The sequence below is a fragment of the Dyadobacter sp. genome (assembly GCF_039919315.1).
Lineage (GTDB): Bacteria > Bacteroidota > Bacteroidia > Cytophagales > Spirosomataceae > Dyadobacter.
Window position 1 is genome coordinate 34977 of the sequence record NZ_JBDSFX010000038.1, and the last position, 18249, is coordinate 53225.

16 protein-coding genes are annotated in these 18249 nt (G+C 44.6%); 4 read left to right on the forward strand and 12 right to left on the reverse strand.

Annotated elements, in window-relative coordinates:
- The first annotated feature begins 50 nt into the window (after nucleotides 1-50).
- Nucleotides 51-1274, forward strand: coding sequence for an RsmB/NOP family class I SAM-dependent RNA methyltransferase (locus ABIO93_RS10690; RefSeq protein ID WP_348067348.1), 1224 nt, complete (start codon nucleotides 51-53; stop codon nucleotides 1272-1274).
- 34 nt (nucleotides 1275-1308) lie between these two features.
- On the opposite strand, the gene ABIO93_RS10695 is transcribed toward ABIO93_RS10690, so the two are convergent.
- The 6 genes from ABIO93_RS10695 to ABIO93_RS10720 form a co-directional block, all read right to left on the reverse strand.
- A complete protein-coding gene (locus ABIO93_RS10695; RefSeq protein WP_348067350.1) occupies nucleotides 1309-1764 on the reverse strand; it encodes an SRPBCC domain-containing protein in 456 nt (151 codons plus the stop codon).
- A gap of 88 nt (nucleotides 1765-1852) precedes the next feature.
- Complete coding sequence (locus ABIO93_RS10700; protein ID WP_348067352.1) at nucleotides 1853-2755, reverse strand: AraC family transcriptional regulator; 903 nt, start codon at nucleotides 2753-2755, stop codon at nucleotides 1853-1855.
- Between the two features lie 9 nt (nucleotides 2756-2764).
- Nucleotides 2765-3574: a ThuA domain-containing protein gene (locus tag ABIO93_RS10705; protein WP_348067354.1), complete on the reverse strand. Its 810-nt coding sequence runs from the start codon at nucleotides 3572-3574 to the stop codon at nucleotides 2765-2767.
- Between the two features lie 113 nt (nucleotides 3575-3687).
- Nucleotides 3688-4374 carry an MBL fold metallo-hydrolase gene (locus ABIO93_RS10710; RefSeq protein WP_348067356.1) on the reverse strand — a complete coding sequence of 229 codons (687 nt, stop codon included), beginning with the start codon at nucleotides 4372-4374 and terminating at the stop codon, nucleotides 3688-3690.
- A gap of 39 nt (nucleotides 4375-4413) precedes the next feature.
- The gene (locus ABIO93_RS10715; protein WP_348067358.1) at nucleotides 4414-5250 is read right to left on the reverse strand and encodes a DUF5984 family protein; all 837 of its coding nucleotides are present in this window, start codon (nucleotides 5248-5250) and stop codon (nucleotides 4414-4416) included.
- A 6-nt stretch (nucleotides 5251-5256) separates the two neighbouring features.
- Nucleotides 5257-5757 carry a hypothetical protein gene (locus ABIO93_RS10720; protein ID WP_348067360.1) on the reverse strand — a complete coding sequence of 167 codons (501 nt, stop codon included), beginning with the start codon at nucleotides 5755-5757 and terminating at the stop codon, nucleotides 5257-5259.
- Between the two features lie 178 nt (nucleotides 5758-5935).
- Between ABIO93_RS10720 and ABIO93_RS10725 the strand changes: the two genes are divergently transcribed.
- Nucleotides 5936-8053, forward strand: coding sequence for a Tex family protein (locus ABIO93_RS10725; RefSeq protein ID WP_348067362.1), 2118 nt, complete (start codon nucleotides 5936-5938; stop codon nucleotides 8051-8053).
- Between the two features lie 44 nt (nucleotides 8054-8097).
- On the opposite strand, the gene ABIO93_RS10730 is transcribed toward ABIO93_RS10725, so the two are convergent.
- Nucleotides 8098-8544 (reverse strand): SRPBCC domain-containing protein, encoded by a 447-nt coding sequence (locus tag ABIO93_RS10730; protein WP_348067364.1) that lies wholly within the window; start codon nucleotides 8542-8544, stop codon nucleotides 8098-8100.
- A gap of 113 nt (nucleotides 8545-8657) precedes the next feature.
- Here ABIO93_RS10730 and ABIO93_RS10735 point away from each other — a divergent pair, with 113 nt between their 5' ends.
- Nucleotides 8658-9113 carry an SRPBCC family protein gene (locus ABIO93_RS10735; RefSeq protein ID WP_348067366.1) on the forward strand — a complete coding sequence of 152 codons (456 nt, stop codon included), beginning with the start codon at nucleotides 8658-8660 and terminating at the stop codon, nucleotides 9111-9113.
- Here the strand turns inward: ABIO93_RS10735 and ABIO93_RS10740 are convergent.
- From ABIO93_RS10740 to ABIO93_RS10755, 4 genes are all read right to left on the reverse strand, one after another.
- The gene (locus ABIO93_RS10740) at nucleotides 9110-10432 is read right to left on the reverse strand and encodes a porin (protein ID WP_348067368.1); all 1323 of its coding nucleotides are present in this window, start codon (nucleotides 10430-10432) and stop codon (nucleotides 9110-9112) included. The two genes, ABIO93_RS10735 and ABIO93_RS10740, sit on opposite strands and share 4 nt — an antisense overlap.
- 485 nt (nucleotides 10433-10917) lie before the next feature.
- Nucleotides 10918-11571, reverse strand: coding sequence for an NAD(P)-dependent oxidoreductase (locus tag ABIO93_RS10745; RefSeq protein WP_348067370.1), 654 nt, complete (start codon nucleotides 11569-11571; stop codon nucleotides 10918-10920).
- Nucleotides 11572-11637: 66 nt separating this feature from the next.
- Entirely contained in the window at nucleotides 11638-12048 is a 411-nt protein-coding gene (locus tag ABIO93_RS10750; protein ID WP_348067372.1) for an Rrf2 family transcriptional regulator, read from the reverse strand.
- A gap of 603 nt (nucleotides 12049-12651) precedes the next feature.
- The gene (locus ABIO93_RS10755; protein ID WP_348067374.1) at nucleotides 12652-14859 is read right to left on the reverse strand and encodes a gliding motility-associated C-terminal domain-containing protein; all 2208 of its coding nucleotides are present in this window, start codon (nucleotides 14857-14859) and stop codon (nucleotides 12652-12654) included.
- 63 nt (nucleotides 14860-14922) lie between these two features.
- Here ABIO93_RS10755 and rlmD point away from each other — a divergent pair, with 63 nt between their 5' ends.
- The gene (gene rlmD / locus ABIO93_RS10760; protein ID WP_348067376.1) at nucleotides 14923-16323 is read left to right on the forward strand and encodes a 23S rRNA (uracil(1939)-C(5))-methyltransferase RlmD; all 1401 of its coding nucleotides are present in this window, start codon (nucleotides 14923-14925) and stop codon (nucleotides 16321-16323) included.
- Between the two features lie 120 nt (nucleotides 16324-16443).
- Here the strand turns inward: rlmD and dnaB are convergent, their stop codons facing one another.
- Nucleotides 16444-18060: a replicative DNA helicase gene (dnaB, locus tag ABIO93_RS10765; RefSeq protein WP_348067378.1), complete on the reverse strand. Its 1617-nt coding sequence runs from the start codon at nucleotides 18058-18060 to the stop codon at nucleotides 16444-16446.
- Nucleotides 18061-18249: the final 189 nt, after the last annotated feature.

Sequence of the window (18249 nt, forward strand, 5' to 3'; positions counted from 1 at the left end):
AGATAAAGCCAGTTGACTGGCTACTGAAATAACGTAACAAAGAGAGCAAATTGAAACTATACAAAGGTTTGGTAGCTGCAACTGTGGATGCATTGCAGCAGATTTTTATCAAAGGCAGACAAGCTGACAAGGTTGTTGAGCAGGTACTGAAATCCAACAAGAAATGGGGAGCACGGGACCGGGCCTTCATCGCTGAAAATACCTACGAGATCGTGCGCTGGTGGCGACTGGTGAAATACGCCGCTGCTATCAAGAAAGCGAGCGAGGAGAGCGATTTCTGGGACATAGTGGGCACCTGGCAACTCATCAAGCCGACGCATTTGCATCTCGAATCAGATCATATTCTCCCTGAGTGGCCGGAGTTCGAGAATATCAATGCAGAATCTGTAACGGAAAGATACCGGGAAGGCCTGGAAACCAGAAAAATAGCGGAATCCATTCCGGATTGGATCGACGTAACAGGTGAATTGGAGCTAGGGAAGAAATGGGACATCGAACTGGCCGCATTAAACCAGCAGGCACCGCTTACTATTCGTGTCAATTCGTTGAAAAGCAACAATGCAGACGTAGCAGCGCTTTTTGGCGAGGATAATTGTGCAGTCGTACCCCATGTTCCCAGTGCATTTATTCTGAAAAAAAGGCAGAATGTACTCAACCAGGAAGGCTTCAAGCAGGGCTTTTTCGAGGTGCAGGATGCAGGCTCTCAGCTGATAGCGCTTTACCTTGACATCAGGCCCGGTATGAGCGTGATTGATGCCTGTGCAGGTGCGGGTGGCAAGACGTTACACATAGCGGCTTTGCTCCAAAACGAAGGTTCTATCTTAGCCATGGACATCGAGGACAACAAATTGACCGAATTGAAAAGGCGGGCAAGCAGAAATGGTGTGAAAAACCTGGAAACCATGCTGATCGAGTCCGATGAGGTTATTAGCCAGCTTTCGGAAACCGCCGACCGGCTGTTATTGGATGTTCCGTGTTCAGGTCTGGGCGTATTGCGCAGGCACCCGGATACGAAATGGAAGCTGAAACCTGAATTTCTGGAAAACATCCGCAAAGTACAGTGGCACATTCTGAGTACCTATTCGAATATGGTTAAAAAGGGCGGTAAAATGGTGTATGCCACTTGTAGCGTGCTTCCTTCTGAGTCGGAACAACAGGTAAAGCGTTTCTTGAAAGCGGAAAAGAAAACGTGGAAACTGGTTTCAGAGCATCGCACCTCCGTTTCAAAAGACGGGTTTGATGGTTTTTACATGGCATTGCTCGAACGGAAGTAATCCTGATAGGAGGAATATTTAATCCGCTGCCGAATTAGTTCCCTTCAAGCAGTTTTTTAATCTCAACCAGTATAGGGTTCCAGCCTTCGCCATTATTGTATGAATCCTGGTATCTCCGCTCGCCATCCGCGACGGTACTGTAATCGCCCTGTGTCACATTCAAAATGGTTTGATCTCCATCAGGAATCAGCTCATACGTGACGCTCAGGTAGTTTTCTGACGTGTCATCAATGTCGGAGTTAGGATCGATGGTCGTGTATTCGAGAAATTTTTCGGGCTCTATTTGCACGACTTCTCCTTTCACAAACACCATTTCATTGCCTTCGTATGTTCCTTTCCAGAGCAGTTCGCTACCTGGTTTCCAGTCTGATACCGTCTCGGAGCCAAACATATACTGTTTCGTTTGTTCCGGATTGACCAGCGCGTCCCACACGGCAGCCACCGGCGCGTTAATAGTAATGCTGTTTTTGATAATAAGTGGCTCGGCCATTGGTTTGATGTTTTGATGAATGATTGAAAGAAGAAATTCGAATTGCCGATACAATATTAGCAGGTTTTGAGGAGTCTGAAATTGCGTATTACGGATTATTTCTAACCAAATAAGGTGTTATACCAAACTTCTTTTTGAATGCATTATTGAAATGCTGGGGCGTAGCGTAGCCCAATTGGAGTGAAATTTCGGCTGCGGTTTTTTCGGTATCCAGCAAATATTGCCTGGCCAGCTGCAAACGCTGGTCTGTCAGATAGCCAAAGACAGTATTATTAAAAGTCTCTTTAAATCCCCGTTTCAATTTATATTCATTCAGACCTACATGCTGCGCGATTTCGGATAGGTTGGGCGGGCAATGCACCCGTTCGTTGATCAGGTCGCGCACAGCGATAATCTTCTCTTTATCCGTCTGATTTTTGATAAATACATCTTTTTTGTTTTCAGAGGCACTCACAGCATCCGCACAAAGCACTAGCAGCTCGATACTTTTGGATAACAGGAAGAGCTTTTTGATCCCATCCGCATATTTACAATGGATGATCTGCTGTAAAACCTGCTGAATGGGCGAGTCAATGGTGCCCCAACTGTTGGAAAGGATCGTGCTTTTTCCCTCCATAATGTCCTGTGAGAACCGTTTGAGGGAATCACTTGCATGCTCTGTGAAATGAATGAAAAGTGCTTTGGGGAATTGTATCCCAAATGTCTCGATTTCCAGGGTTTTGGCATGGACTACCATGTCAAATTCATTGGAATACATGATGTTATGATGCCCGCCTACCAGTTCAAATGTCTTATTAAGCTGCTTATAAGTAAAGCTGTAATCGCCCTTCATGCCAAAATGCATCCTGACCACATCGGTATTACTACTCGAAGAGAAGGTTGATAACTCGGTAAATTTGGAAACAGCGTGGCCAATGCGCATATCGTCGCAATGCCAGACAATCCCAGTCATTTTGCCTTTTTCAAACTCCCTGCTCTGCTTTTCTTCCATTGATATAAACTATTTTTTGCCTTTACCCAGCCACAAAAGCGTGTTCAGAATAAATTGGGTTTGCAATTCATTATTGAATGTGAACGACAATTCTTTATCGGTTTTATTGTCGTAATCAATGTCATTGTGACCCATATTCATGTACAGCATTTTATATTTTTTATTAGTCCAGGCCACAGGATAATAGCCACTATGCCATATTTCATGCTGTTTGGGGCCCGTACCGAGCGGAAAACTAGTCGGATCAATGGATAGCAGGATTTGAATGTCCGGATTTGTCGTGAGGTCCTTTTCCCACCGGTACCATTCGTTTGGCGAAGCTTTAAAAGTTGCAGGAATACCTTCCAAAGAGGCGTTTGTCTTGTCTTCGACTTTCAAAATCGCCGAGGTCGGCCGCCATGTATTGCTTTTATATTGGCCCGAACCCAGAAATTGATTATGGTACCAGTCCCAGTTTTGAGGGTAAGCCGAGGGCGTGAGTGCGAAGGCTGCAAAGTGAAAACCGATCCACCCACCGCCATTTTCCATGTATTTCTGAAAAGCCGCCCGTTGTTCGGGCGCATCGGGCCGGGTGTCCAGAAACAGTACTACCTGATATTTGGAAAGAAATTCACTGTTCAGATTAGTCCAATTGCTCGTTGAATCATACGTGAAATTGTTTTTCCTGGCCATTTCGGGAAATTGCTTGTGGGCCTCTTTCACGAAGCTGATATGCGCCTTATCGTTTTTGCCCGTAAAGAATGCAATTACTTTAAAATCAGACTTATTTTGAGCATTTGCTTGCTGTAAATGAGATAAAGCAAATGTGAGTAGAAGCATAAAAACAGCATGATTTCTGAATGTTAAGAACATGATTACGACTGGATTAGGAATAGGATTTGAACAGTTCAAATATAATTGAAAATCATCAGGCTGATTCAGGAGTTCACCAGCTAGCTGAATTTCTGTTTCAGTTTAGCGTTCGCATTCCCGATGAGTGGTTTACCATGTCCAAAAACCGCCGTGTCAAAATCATACGCCGCCGCTTTCAGAATGCTCTGAATACCAAGCTGCCTGTCTTCATAAACAGTGCTGAAATCCAATCCGAACATATTGGCGCAAATGTCGCCGGCGATGAGCAAGCGTTCTTTTTTCAAAAGCAGTGAAAGATGGCCTTTTGAATGTCCTGGTGTATGTATCACCTCAATTCCGCCTGCGATCGGAAGGATATCACCGTCCTGGATTCTCTCGTCAATCCGGCACATTTCTGTTTCGTTTGGACTGTCTTTGATGAAAATGCGGTAGATGATCCAGTTTGCAAGGCCTGGCGACGGCTGATGGGGAAGTCTCCCACCAATACCCGCTTCCACGAGGATCGCGTCGTCCGGGTGCGCATACACGGGTACTTCGAGCGTACCCTTAATGTCCGCTACGCTACCGCTATGGTCCGGGTGGCTGTGTGTGAGAATGATCTGTTTAATGTCGTCAGGGTTTTTGCCGCCGTTTCGGATAGCCTGGAAAATTTTGTCCCTGCTGTTTTTGAAACCCGTATCAATGAGCGTGAGGCCATTGTCCTCGATGAGGAATGTGTTCACACTGCCGAGCGGGATCTGGTAAAGGTGCTGCGTGATTTGTTTCATGAGCAGGAGTTAGGAAGGATTAGTCAGGCAATGTGCATTTTAGTTTTTAAAACGGGATTGATTTTTCATTTTATTAATTAATGATATCGTTTCCGACCAATCTGTTGTTGAATTGGAAGACAGCATATTTAGGTCTTGGTAAAAGCGATCTTTTCTGAAAAGCTGCTCGGCGACAAGACTATTTTTATCAATCGCAACATTTCCCCAATCTATACTTACCGCAAGCTCAACTCTTTTTGCCATATCTGAGAAAAAACTTTTGGCGAATATTTCTATTTCCCGTAAAAAGAAATTATAGTTTAAGGTATAATCGCCATTGGGAAAGAGCCATAGAAAGATATTTGGCCTAATTTGGTAATTGGCCCTCCAAATTATCTTTATTTGGTCACAGTACCTAAAGAACCAGATATTTGGTCCGCCAACTAGATGATCTGCCGGAAGACCTCGTGAATAAATCCAGGAAATCAGTTGTTGCTGCTCATCCAAGTCATGGTCGTTTAACTTGTACTTTGCTCGTAACTCTTCCAAATAAGCAATTGATTGATTTTGAAAGCGTTGAAATGCATGGAAGTTCTTGATCTCTGGAAGTATTTGAGACGGCAAAGGCTGACCTACGGTTTGAAAGATTTCCGTAAAATCTTCAATGAAGCGTATCAGGTAGTAACTATTATATTTTACGCCATCACATAATATTGCATTGGCGTCGGATGCGTATTCATAAACACTTTTAGTACCCAATTTAAGATATAGATAGCCATCAGTTAATGCAAACCAGTTCATGATCGGATGTTTAACAGTTCCCAACGGAATAATGTCCTTTATGTCCGTGAGTTTATAATTAATTAGGCGTAAATCAGAGAATGCGGAGAAAGCCATAATGTGCTATATGTCACGTAAATCGTCAATATTATAGTATCGAATACTTGACAGATCGAAATCATTTTCGGTTATCAGCGTAGCTATAACCTGACTTACACTGCCTGTTGGTGAGAGTGCTAAAAGTTCGTCTTGGAGCAATTCACGGGTGAACTCTTCAATGTTATCGTAGCCTCCAAGTATAAACCAGGGGAATCCTTTTTCTGAAGAGACAAACACTATGGGTAGGTCAAACAGCCCCTGATCACCATGTAATTTTTCATTTCCGATTGGATATTCCTCTAATTCACCGATTAAAACTGGACTTTGAGTTATGACGACTTTCTTCATGAATAGCGTCAGAAGCAGGGTTCTTTTTTTACATTCAATGTCATAAGCAAGATTTTCCAAGGTCTGGCTGTAATTGGGATAGCTAGGTTTCTTTGTTCTTAATAATACATATTTCTCGCTGTGTTCATTAGCGGAATTGTACTGATACAGACTAAAAATGGTAATAAGGCTTGCCATAATTTCTTTGCTAGCGGGTCACTATTTGAATGTTGGAATTTTCTATGGGTGTAATCTACGCAGGTATTTTTTGAGAGGTAAAATGTGTTTATCCATTGGTCAGTGTGTTTTATTATAGGTAATTCCCCACTACTTTTGATTGTATATAGCGATTTAAAATAGCAGTTAAAGTCCACATATGAATTATTCCCTCATTGCCCAGCAGACTGGCATTACTGAGAAACAAGTTAAGAATACCATTCAGCTTTTTGAGGAAGGCGCAACATTGCCTTTTATCGCCCGTTACCGCAAGGAAGCAACCGGCGGACTGGACGAAGTGCAGATCGGTGCCATTAAGGATACCTGGCAAAAGCAGCTGGACGTCGAAAAACGCCGGGAGGCCATCCTGAAAAGCATTGAAGAACAGGGAAAGCTGACCCCAGAACTGAAAACGAAGATCAATAATGTGTTCTCTCTGACAGAGTTGGAAGACATTTATCTTCCCTATAAACAAAAAAGAAAGACCCGCGCCAGCATGGCCGCTGAAAGAGGGTTGGAGCCATTAGCACAACTCATTTTTTCGGGCAAAGAGTCTGATCCTGAACATAAAGCCGCATCATTTCTCAATGATCAGGTACCTGCGGTGGCAGACGCATTGCAAGGCGCGAGGGATATCATAGCTGAATGGATCAATGAGAACCAGGACGCCAGGGCACGAATTCGCCATCATTTCCAGCGTGGTGCTATCATTACTTCGAAAGTGAAGAAGAAAAAAGAGGAAGAAGGCGCCAAATACCGTGACTACTTCGACTTTTCGGAGCCTTTGTCCAGAATACCGTCACACCGGTTACTGGCTATCCGGCGAGGCGAGGAGGAGGGAATGCTTAGTGTAGACATTTCTCCTGACGAGGATCAATCGCTGGAAGCATTGGACAGGCTGTTTTTGAGGGGTTCGTCCGCTTGCAAGGACCAGATGGAACTAGCAATCTCTGACAGTTATAAACGCCTCCTGAAACCTTCTATCGAGACAGAATTCTCGAATTTGGCGAAGGAAAAAGCGGATGTGGCTGCTATACAGGTTTTTACCGAAAATCTTCGGCAGTTATTGCTGGCATCGCCACTTGGACAGAAAAATGTGCTGGCGGTAGATCCGGGTTATCGGACGGGCTGCAAAGTAGTTGTCCTGGATAGCCAGGGAAATCTGCTGGCCGATCATGTCATTTATCCGTTTGATAAGCCAGCTGATGCAAATGGACGACTCAGTGATCTGATCAATAAACACAAAGTCGAAGCAATAGCTGTGGGCAATGGTACCGCCGGTCGGGAGACAGAAGATTTTGTAAGGAAGCTTTTGGTGAGTGCGGGCAAGTCCGACTCGATTGGCCTGTTTATGGTAAGCGAGCAGGGCGCATCCATTTACTCTGCCTCGGAAGTGGCGCGTGAAGAATTTCCGGATAAGGACGTCACGGTTCGTGGCTCGATTTCCATTGGCAGGAGATTAATGGATCCACTGGCTGAGCTCGTGAAAATTGATCCGAAATCGATAGGAGTAGGTCAGTACCAACATGATGTGGACCAAAATTCATTGCGAAATGCTTTGGATGTAGTCGTGGAGAGCTGCGTAAATTCCGTAGGCGTAAATCTCAACACGGCAAGCAAGCACTTATTGCGCTATGTTTCGGGCCTTGGACCTGCATTAGCGCAAAATATCGTGGATTTTAGGGCTAAAAACGGAAACTTCAAATCGCGGCAACAATTATTGAAAGTTCCGCGTCTGGGTTCGAAAGCATTTGAGCAGGCCGCTGGCTTTTTACGTATTGAAAATGCTGTTAATCCATTGGATAATAGTGCAGTACATCCAGAACGTTACGATTTGGTCGAGCAAATGGCCAAAGACACGGGTGCTAGTATCAAGGAATTGATGCAAAAAGCAGATTTGAGAAAAAACATTAAGCCTGAAAAATACATTTCAACGGAAGTGGGTCTTCCTACTTTGAAAGACATTCTGCTGGAACTGGAAAAACCTGCCCGCGACCCGCGCTCGGAAATGAAGCAATTCGAATTTGATAGTTCGGTGCGCAAACCGGAGGATTTGAAAGTTGGGATGATACTACCAGGAATAGTAACTAACATTACTGCCTTCGGCGCATTCGTCGATGTGGGCGTTAAGCAGGACGGCCTGGTGCACGTATCACAAATGGCGGACCGTTTTATCAAAGACCCCAATGAGATCGTCAAATTGCAGCAGCACGTTCAGGTGAAAGTTACCGAAGTCGATCTGAGCCGGAAGAGGATTGCTTTGAGTATGAAGTTGTAACGAGCCTTGGCAAGTCTTGTAGACTTACCAAGGCTTACTACTTTTTATAAAACATGCATCCGGTCTTCCTCCAAAATCTTCTTAATATTTTTCATGACATTGATCCAGTTTTCTTCCGCTTTAACTACGTCTTCATCCGTTTCCAGATTATCCTGCGTGATCGTTAAAGTGGTTTCGTCGTCGTATTCTGAAATGTGATAAGTAACGTGAGCGTAATTGTCTTCGAAATCGTCGGTTCCTGACAACGGGCTCCAAAATGTAAAGCCTAGCACGCGTTCAGGGATAATTTCAATGATGTTGCCTTTATCTTCGTACGGCCGGCCTTCCCAAACGCCACGGAAAGTAATCGGACTTCCCAGTACCCAGTCGGAATCAACCTCGGCACCGTGCATGTATTTCTTAACAATTTCGGGATCTATTAATGCTTTCCAGACTGATGAGGGGCTTGCATAAATAGAAATGGATGTGGTCGCAATCAGTTTTCTGTTCATAGTTCATCACAATTAGGTCCTATATATGTACCGATAAAATCATGCCACTGGAATCCAATCAATCGGTGGCCTGACTATTTAACGTATATTCAAATACAAACCAATCAACCCCAATGCAGGAATTATATTTTACACAAAAGCTTCCGATTTCGCTGGACGAGGCCTGGGATTTTTTTTCTAATCCGGCAAACCTGAAAGAGATCACGCCTGCTCATATGGGTTTTGTAGTATTGAGTAAGCATCAGGGGAATACCATGTACGCGGGGCAGATCATTCGTTACATTGTCAAACCGGTATTCGGTATTCCTCTGAAATGGTGCACAGAAATTACGCATGTAGTTGATAAGCAGTACTTTGTCGACGAGCAACGGTTTGGCCCGTATGCATTCTGGCATCATCAGCATCGGTTTACTGCTGTGGAAGACGGCGTGCTGATGGAGGACATTCTACATTACAAGGTACCGTTCGGTTTTTTGGGAGACTGGGTAAGCGCTTTGTTTGTTGAAAATGAGGTCAATAAGATCTTTGAATACCGTAAGAAAATCCTCACAGAGCGATTTCCTGGCTAAAAATTGTACTGTACGCGACAAGTAAGGACATTATCGGGAGCATCGGATTCAAAGCCCGGCAGCGCCGATTTTTCATTTCGAACGATCTCATAGTAAAACATGAATTTGAGCGACTCATTGGGGATGTACACATAGCCCGCTCCAAAGGTATCGTAGCGTAAATCGGCCTTGCTGAATCCATTGACGGCAGATACCTCCTTACCTGCAACCTTCGTATTAGCGTCGTACCAGTCATATTTGAGCACAAACTGGTGTTCGAGACTTCCCAGATTCTGCACAAAGTAGAAGTAAGCGCCATTGAAATTACGTGTAAACAAAGGGTCTTTCAGGCCATTGGTGACCGGATAGACACCCGGCGTTTCGCTGGTAGCAAGTGTTGCAGTTTGCTTTCCGCCAATGTATTCTGCCCGGAATTCTGTCTCACCTTTTGTATTTGGGAATGATACCTGGAAATCTGCTCCGGCGTAGTTTCGAGGAGTAGCTTTTTTATAATTGCTTGAAGATGAATCGCGTAGCATCACGTATTCAGATCCTTTGGTGCGGGTCGCATACAAAACGTTAGACTGGCTGGTAATTCCGCCTATATAGCCGGAAACTGCCGCTGAAAGCGTTGCTCCGCCCATTGCTTTGATCTGTGTTGGTTTTAGACTGAACTTGCCGATCACATCCTTATGGCTGTCATAATCCATTGGGCCCGACATTCCCTGACCATTAAAAACGCCGATATCAAATTTAAACTTCTGTATCCATTCAACGTTCTTGCGGCTGGTCACAGTCAGCATCAGCCCAATATCCCGCTCGGTTTTCATTAAGATCTGCGACATTCGTCCCCGTTCGGGCGTCTCGCGATTGGATGAGGAAAGGTTCACTTCGTGGCCAAATGGTCTGGCAAACATTCCGGTCGTGAGCGCAAAAATCTTGAATTTGTTTTCGTAAAACCGTCCCCAAAAATCCCGGATTGCAACACCACGTTCGGTGCCGTCAAATTGGAAAACAAAATAAGTGGTGGGATCATTGTGTTCATTCAAATGCGCATAGTCCACGCGCAAACGACCGCGCCGAAGCATAAAACGATTATTGGACAATGCCGGGAAATTGCCTCCGTTATAGCTCTCGGCTCCTTCTTTGGAAATGAGTTGAAATTGTGGCTGGATATACCCGCTGATCCGTACCCTATTGTACCGCTCATAAATCGACAACATCCCTTTGCCCATCTGGTTGGTCGTATCCACAAGATCCATCAGAAACCTTTGGGCAGTGACCTGGGTGGTTGTCAATAATATAAATAGTAGTAGCAGTCCGGTAATGCGGAATTTCATCAGTAGTAAAGTTGGTGTCGGCAAACGGGGTACAAAGAACTTTATTTTCCGCTAATTATCTTACCCTATGCCTATAAGTTTTTCGGAGGTATGGAAGTCACATTCCTGAGTGAATCAGCGGAACAATGTAAGTATAGTATGTTTGATATTTTTTAAATGTTTTTAAAGTATTATATGTATTTTACTTTAAGAATTTATTATATGTTTATATTTTTGTTAAATATTTGATATACATTGTTTTATGTATTTTTACTTTTAATAAGTTATAAAAAAACAGAAAGATAAATACTTATATAAAGTATCTATCTTTCTGTTTTTTTATAAAAGCTTAATATGTATGGATAGGTTTGAATTTATTCGCCGATTAATTCAAATTCTACTTTCTGATCATACTGAAAATTGCTTCGTTTAGTATTTTTAAAAAGTATTTAATGTATTGATTAATATGATACTTTCTAAAAGTTAAGTATTAGCAAGAAGTATTATTAGTATGCTACGGTGAAGCGTTTTTGAATGAATTTCGGTTGTTCGATCTCATCTACAATCGCCACTGAAAGATCTTCCACAGAGATAATACTTCTGCCTTTTTCATTGTAAACGGGTGTATCCAGACTGGTTCGGTAGCTGCCTTTGCGTTCGCCGGAAGTGCCGGGATGCATCTCTATGGCAGGGCTCAGGTAGGTCCAATCGAGGGTAGTATCGGCCCTTAAGATGCTCAGATACTCTCTTGCAGCACCCGCTCCGGCTTTGTACTCTTCCGGGAAATGAGGAGTGTCGATCAGTTGCACTCCTGGCGCTACTTCAAGGCTTCCTGCACCGCCTACCACAAGCAGACGCTTCACGCCAGATTGCGCTACGCCAGTTTCAATGGCTGCGGCGCCTTGCAGATATTCGGTGTAAATGTTGGGATTGGTCCAGCCTGGATTGTAGGCACTCACTACGGCATCATGTCCCGCCACTGTCGCAGCAACTTCGTCCGCATCGAGCACATTTGCTGATGTCAGGGTGATCAGATCACTTTGCACCGAGACCTTGGTCACGTCGCGTGCAATGGCCGTTACCTGGTGACCGCGTGAAACGAGTTCTTTCAAAACTTGGGAGCCCACAAATCCTGTGGCTCCGATCAATGCTACTTTCATTTGAATTGAATTTTGAATGGTTTAAAATTTCTGGAATAAAAAATGTTACAGTTTTGGGCAAAAATTTCAGGCAAATTTGAGGCAAAAGTCAGCTAATGAGGTCTTGCTTAACCCCAGTAGCAGGGTTTTTTCGGCGTCATCGTATAAGTTGTCCAGATGGTCATTGATTTTTCTTCCAACGACGCAATCCGGATTGGGAGAATTAATGCCTTTTCCCAGGAGATCTATCTGCTTGACGGCCTCGTATACCTCCGACATGAATATTTGACCTGACGGCTTCGCGAGCCTGCTTCCGCCAGCTTTCCCTTCCTTGCTGATCACCAGTCCGTGATCGCGCAGATTGGAGAGTTCTTTGCGTACCAATACGGGATTAATGTTGATGCTCCCCGCCAGATACTCGGAGGAATTCCATTCGTCATCTGCAAAGGCGAGGAGTGTCAAAATGTGAACCGATATGGCAAAACGTCCGCTGTTCATACTGTAATATTTATAGTTACAGTACATTGATTTGGGTTAGGAAGTTCCTGGTTGGTGGATTTTTTTGCCCTGCTTTCGCTTTGGCTAAAGCCGGAATATGGGGGGCGGTATGTACCCCCGGCTGAAGCCTGGGGTTTGTGTATGCGATTGGGTAAATTGACTTACAGTGACAGCGAAGTACGGAGGTTGAAGTATTTTACTTTATATATGACCCTTTCATTTAATGCAATCACATCTTATTATAAGTAAGATACATTTAAATAGTAGAAAATATATATAACATTCAGTAAAAAGTATTACTTTCCATACATATTAGGCATTTAGAATGTTATATATGTATGGGAAGTGATAATAGTATTTTACTTTTCGATAGTCGTATATGTAAGTGTCATTTATAATGTATAAATATTTTTATACTTATCATATTTATTATTATAATGAAATGTATTAAAAGTTTGAAAATATTGTAGTGATTTATATGTATTAAAAATTAAGTTTATACTATACTTTTTGAAAGTATGATAAGTATTTAATGTATAAATTATTCTATTTTTAACTATCTGATAATAAATGTATTATAATTTAAACAACGATATAAGATCGTCATCTAAGAATGGTCAACCCACCCTTGTACGACCTTTTGGTATACTGAACCACGAAGTAATAGTAGCCTCCGGAGATGTTGGTAGGGCACCAGTCGTTGGGTCTGACCTTGGAATAGAAGACTTGTTTACCCCAGCGATTGAAGATTGTGATGTCTTTGAATTGGTCGGAACAGACATCGCCGGGTAAATCCTGGAAGACGAAACAGTCGTTTTTGCCGTCGCCATTGGGCGTGATCACATTGGGGAACTCCGGAAATGGTGCGGATTGTCCGTCTCTCACGGTCACTTTTACCGTAGTCGTATCGCTGGCAGCTGCGCAACTTTTGTCTTGTGTTACGAAATCGACGATGAATGTCTGCTCGGGCTGACCGTCGAGCAAGGCGCAATCGGGGTTCCATGAGTAGGGTGAAGTGACGGATTTGATCCCTGTTTTCGCTGCGAAAATCATACCCGCGTCGCTCAGACTGAACCCTCGGCCCGCCGCCGTGAGAGAGATCGAATTGGTATCGGAGTCGCTGGCCAGGACATCAAAAATGATTGGCTCGCTGTTGCCAATGTTATATACCAATTCCTGAATGGTCAGCGAGGTTTTGACAGCCGGTGGGTTGTTCGGTGACTCGTCTACGATAAAGTAGATCGGCTTCGCTGCGGCTAGCGGATTACCAGCACAGCGCATATCTTCGGCTTTGAAATCGACCACGAGTGTGTCGCCTTTCTTGGCATTGCAAGGCGGTATCCAGGTGAAGGTTTGCTGCACGGCCGCGACCCCGGTCACAGGTTTGAAATTCATCCCCATATCGGCCATATTGAAATCCCTTCCGCGCCCCGACAGCGCCAGACTGTCCTTGTCCGCATCTTTACCAAAAACCGTGAATGTGACGGGAACGCCGGCGGCGACGTGAATGTAGTCGCCGGTGAGGGAGGTAGTGACGCTGGGCGCGTTATTTCCGCTGTTCTCGCGTCTGATATAGATGTTCAGCGTGTCCATTAATGGTATAGGGCAACTTTCGTCTTCTGCGATAAGCTCGATTTTAATGGGTCGGTTGTCATAAGTGACAAAGCATTCATCCAAACAAATCTGGAATCTCAGCGTATCATTCGCTTTCGAGGTGCGGAATTCAGCTGGTAACAGCGTGAAGTAATTCTTGGTATTGTTCACAGCCTTTCCATTGATCCTCACGATCTGATTGATGGATGGGTCGGTGACCATTACTTCAAAACAGTTTGGATCACCTTTTTTGATGGTAATGATCTCGTTTTCCGTGTAGTAGGTAGTTTTTCCAAGCGGCTTGAACAACAGTTTTGGAGGCTCCATTTTGGGGCAATCCACAACTTTCAACTGGAAATCACGGGTTAATGTCCCGATCTTCTGCCCGTTCCGGTATTCGTCAACCTGGACGGCAAATACATAAAGCCCGACACTGCCGGGCGTGACGGACAGCATTCCGGTGCTCCGATTGACTTTCAACGGGTCGGGCCCTGGTATAATGTTGGCGACGGAAATACCATCAACCCAGTCGAGACGGGGATAATTGGAAGAGCCGCGTGAAGGAGCACTGGGATTGGTTTTGTCCGAAAAGCCCTGCATCGGGGTTACTAATGTATAGGTAAGGCTGTCACCGTCGGCGTCTTTTCCTCCAAAATCAAAAAAGAATGGTGAATTCACGCAGGCATAGTCACCTTTGATCGCCGGGAAAATAGGGGAGGAGTTTTTGAAATTAGCATTGTTTTTGATCAATGCGGGAAATTCGAGATAAAAAAGACTTCCCGCGTCACCCGGTGCTTTAATGTTGGTAATTGTACCATTCCGGCAGCATCTGTCCCATACCATATAGTATCCCTGCGAATCGTTGAAATCGTTGGCTTCCAGGTGTAATGTGGAGCTGTAAGTGATCATGTAAGTCTGCAGTGTAGATATTCCACAGAGCGGATTTGCATAGGTGACCGATTTTCGTTCTATTTTTGGGGCTTCAAGCCAACCGATTGCCACATTGTCGCGTTTTCTGAAAACGTAGATCGTGACTGCGGGATCTTCTGCGCCGGGATTACCATTGAGGGCATCGAAGTACATGGTGAGCCCAATATTGTAGTTGTAGTAGGTGTCAGAATTTTGAGTGATGAAGAGCTGGCCACCGACAATATGCGTCGCTTTGGCTTCGGTAAGGGCAAACAGCATCATAATAAACAAGATGAACCGTTTTTTCATGGCATGATGTGGCAGTAAAAATTACGCGATAGGAATTAGAATTAGTAAATTAAAAAAGAAATAATGCTTAAGAATAACAAATACGAATACGTTGAAATTACCGATTTCGCGGCAGAAGGCAAATGTATATTTAAATCGGAAGACGGCGTAGTTTTTGTAGAAGGAAATGTGGCTCCTGGTGACATCGTTGATTTACAAATCGTCAAAACCAAGAAAAAATTAAAGGAGGCCATTGTTACCAAAGTTCATTCCCTATCCAAATTACGTACCGAACCCTATTGTTTACATCATACCGTTTGCGGCGGGTGCAAATGGCAACATATCAGTTACGAACATCAGCTGCGTTTCAAAAGACAACAGGTTGTTGACCATTTTGAAAGGATCGGTAAGATCAAAAATGTAGAGATCAACCCGATTGTCGCTGCACCTAGGACAGAATATTACCGCAATAAGTTGGAATTCACTTTTTCAAATTGGCGGTGGTTGACCAAAGAGCAAATGGATTCGGGTCAACCATATTCCAAAAATGCACTGGGCTTTCACGTGCCGAAGCGTTTTGACAAAATTTTCACAGTGGATCATTGTCACCTGCAACCTGACCCTTCGAACACGATCCGGAATTCCTTGCACCATTTTGGTGAGCTGAAAGGTATTCCTTACTACGACGTACGTTTTAATGTAGGTGTATTGCGGAATGTGGTTGTGCGTACAGCCAATTCTGGCGATGTTATGGTGATCGTACAATTTGGCCAGCAAAATGACGAAGCAATTACCGATGTAATGGAGTACATGAAGCATACCCACCCGGAAATCACGTCCCTGAACTACATTGTGAACCTGAAAGGCAATGATTCTTACCAGGATCAGGAAGTGATCAATTATTCAGGTGAGAATTTTATACGGGAAACGATGGAGGATCTGACTTTTCTGGTGGGGCCCAAATCGTTTTACCAAACCAATTCGGAGCAGGCATATCAGTTGTTTAGTGTTGCCAGGGACTATGCTGGTTTGACCGGCAATGAATCGGTTTATGATCTTTATACCGGTACAGGTACCATTGCCAATTTTGTAGCCCGTCAGGCGAAAAAGGTAGTGGGCGTAGAATATGTAGAAGCAGCAGTGCAGGATGCGCGCAGGAACTCGGAATTGAATGGGATTACGAATACATCATTCTTCGCAGGCGACATGAAGAATATTGTGAACGAGAGCTTTCTCGCGAAACATGGCCGCCCTGATGTGATCATCACGGATCCTCCACGCGCGGGTATGGATGTGCCCGTTGTACAAACCATTCTCAAAGCCGCACCCGACCGCATCGTGTACGTAAGCTGCAACACAGCTACGCAAGCACGCGACCTGGCGCTGATGTCGGAAGATTATGAAGTAACGAGAGTGCAGCCGGTGGATATGTTCCCAAATACGCATCACGTGGAAAATGTGGCGTTGTTGGTTAGGAAAAGCTAGATGAAACGGAACTGACCCTCTTTTTGTCAGCCTGAGCGGAGTCGAAGGGGATTGCAGTGTGCATTTCCCTTCGACTCCGCTCAGGCTGACAAGCTAACTAGCTTTGAAACAGCTTCTAAATCAAAACGGAGGCTCGCTATCCGGCCCCTTGTAGTCAAAATTACTGAGGTCGTTTGCGCGGCTTCTTAATGTTCCGCCGCCTGCTGGTGCTGGTTTGCTCTGGCTTTCGAATGAGGCGATTGGGTTGGAAGTGACGATGGGCCTGTCTACTGAGAATGGTACAGGTGTAAATCCGGAATCCAGATCGGTGAATTTGGTGTACTTGCCAATGAACCGCAATTGAACCGTATCCAATGAACCTGCACGGTTTTTTGCTACAATTACTTCCCCAATTCCGGCAACTGAGTTACCCGCTTCATCTTCGGTAATACCATAATATTCGGGACGATAAAGGAAGAGTACCATATCTGCATCCTGCTCAATGGACCCGGATTCCCTTAAATCCGATAGCTGAGGCCTTTTTTCTCCTCCACGCGTCTCTACAGCCCGGCTTAGCTGCGATAGTGCGATCACGGGCACATCGAGTTCTTTTGCCAGGTTTTTCAGCGAGCGCGAGATCATCGCGATTTCCTGCTCGCGGTTACCAGCTCCTTTACCGCCGGTATCTCCGGTCATTAACTGGAGGTAGTCAATCACGATCATCTGAATGTCGTGCTGTGCTTTTAAACGGCGACATTTGGCACGGAGTTCGAGAATGGAAAGGGCAGGGGTGTCGTCGATAAAGATCGGCGCATTGGTCAGCCTGTGAATACGGTGATGAAGTTGCTCCCACTCATGCGGCGCCAGACTTCCTTTACGTATTTTTTCACTATCGATTTCAGCCTCGGCAGATATCAAACGATTCACAAGCTGAACCGAGGACATTTCGAGGGAGAATATAGCCACCGGCATATTGAAATCCACGGCCGCATTCCTTAGTGATGAAACCACGAATGCAGTTTTACCCATACCGGGACGAGCCGCAAGGATCATTAATTCTGTTTTTTGCCAGCCGGATGTCAATCTATCCAGTGCACTGAAACCGGAAGGTACTCCTGTCAAACCGTCTTTATTATTCTTTTTCTGATCGAGTTCGGCCAGCGCCTGACGCATTAATGCGCCCATATCGGCGTAGTTTTTCTTGATATTGGATTCGGAGATGGAGAACAATGCTTGTTCTGTCTTGTCCAGTAGTCTGAAAACGTCCGTAGTGTCTTCAAATGCTTCCCGCTGGATCTCCGACGCGACCTTAATGAGCTCACGTTTGATGAAAGCCTGGGAAATGATCCGAGCATGGAATTCGATGTTCGCGGCTGAGTTAACCTTGCTGGTCAGCTCCATAATGTAAGACGCGCCGCCGATCAGTTCCAGCTCTCCGGTGCTCCGCAACTTGGAGGTCACGGTAAGCATATCGATAGGCTCCGAATCAGCAAAAAGCGTAATGATCGCCGTATAGATCCTAACGTGCGCCTCCTTGTAGAAGCTGTCGGGCCGGAGGATATCCGCAACCGCAGTCAGGGCATCTTTTTCGATCATCAAAGCACCCAGTACTGCCTCTTCAAGATCGATAGCCTGAGGAGGTAACTTGCTGAATGTCTGTTCGATACCTGGTGATCGCGTTCCGAGTGGTTTCCTGGCGGAACTACCTGCTTTTGATCCTGCTTTTGAGAAGTTGTTGGGGCCCTTTTCGTTTTCCATGTTAAGACAAAGTTAAACAATGGAGACGCGGAACAAAAGAAACCGGGGCGAACTTAAATCATTAATTTTTTTTGCTGAAATGCTGCAATTCCTGTTCGTCTGATAATGAAAGAGTTGATCAGAATATGATAATTTTTCGTTGTTAGATTTGGCATTGTAATTGTAATTTCTCAATCTATGTTTTACAAA

Excerpts from the sequence above, each read along its gene's own strand:
- ABIO93_RS10695 (WP_348067350.1), bottom strand. The coding sequence starts at position 1,764 with ATGGCCGAGCCACTTATTATCAAAAACAGCATTACTATTAACGCGCCG.
- ABIO93_RS10700 (WP_348067352.1), bottom strand. The coding sequence starts at position 2,755 with ATGGAAGAAAAGCAGAGCAGGGAGTTTGAAAAAGGCAAAATGACTGGG.
- ABIO93_RS10705 (WP_348067354.1), bottom strand. The coding sequence starts at position 3,574 with ATGCTTCTACTCACATTTGCTTTATCTCATTTACAGCAAGCAAATGCT.
- ABIO93_RS10710 (WP_348067356.1), bottom strand. The coding sequence starts at position 4,374 with ATGAAACAAATCACGCAGCACCTTTACCAGATCCCGCTCGGCAGTGTG.
- ABIO93_RS10715 (WP_348067358.1), bottom strand. The coding sequence starts at position 5,250 with ATGGCTTTCTCCGCATTCTCTGATTTACGCCTAATTAATTATAAACTC.
- ABIO93_RS10720 (WP_348067360.1), bottom strand. The coding sequence starts at position 5,757 with ATGGCAAGCCTTATTACCATTTTTAGTCTGTATCAGTACAATTCCGCT.
- ABIO93_RS10725 (WP_348067362.1), top strand. The coding sequence starts at position 5,936 with ATGAATTATTCCCTCATTGCCCAGCAGACTGGCATTACTGAGAAACAA.
- ABIO93_RS10730 (WP_348067364.1), bottom strand. The coding sequence starts at position 8,544 with ATGAACAGAAAACTGATTGCGACCACATCCATTTCTATTTATGCAAGC.
- ABIO93_RS10735 (WP_348067366.1), top strand. The coding sequence starts at position 8,658 with ATGCAGGAATTATATTTTACACAAAAGCTTCCGATTTCGCTGGACGAG.
- ABIO93_RS10740 (WP_348067368.1), bottom strand. The coding sequence starts at position 10,432 with ATGAAATTCCGCATTACCGGACTGCTACTACTATTTATATTATTGACA.
- ABIO93_RS10745 (WP_348067370.1), bottom strand. The coding sequence starts at position 11,571 with ATGAAAGTAGCATTGATCGGAGCCACAGGATTTGTGGGCTCCCAAGTT.
- ABIO93_RS10750 (WP_348067372.1), bottom strand. The coding sequence starts at position 12,048 with ATGAACAGCGGACGTTTTGCCATATCGGTTCACATTTTGACACTCCTC.
- ABIO93_RS10755 (WP_348067374.1), bottom strand. The coding sequence starts at position 14,859 with ATGAAAAAACGGTTCATCTTGTTTATTATGATGCTGTTTGCCCTTACC.
- rlmD (WP_348067376.1), top strand. The coding sequence starts at position 14,923 with ATGCTTAAGAATAACAAATACGAATACGTTGAAATTACCGATTTCGCG.
- dnaB (WP_348067378.1), bottom strand. The coding sequence starts at position 18,060 with ATGGAAAACGAAAAGGGCCCCAACAACTTCTCAAAAGCAGGATCAAAA.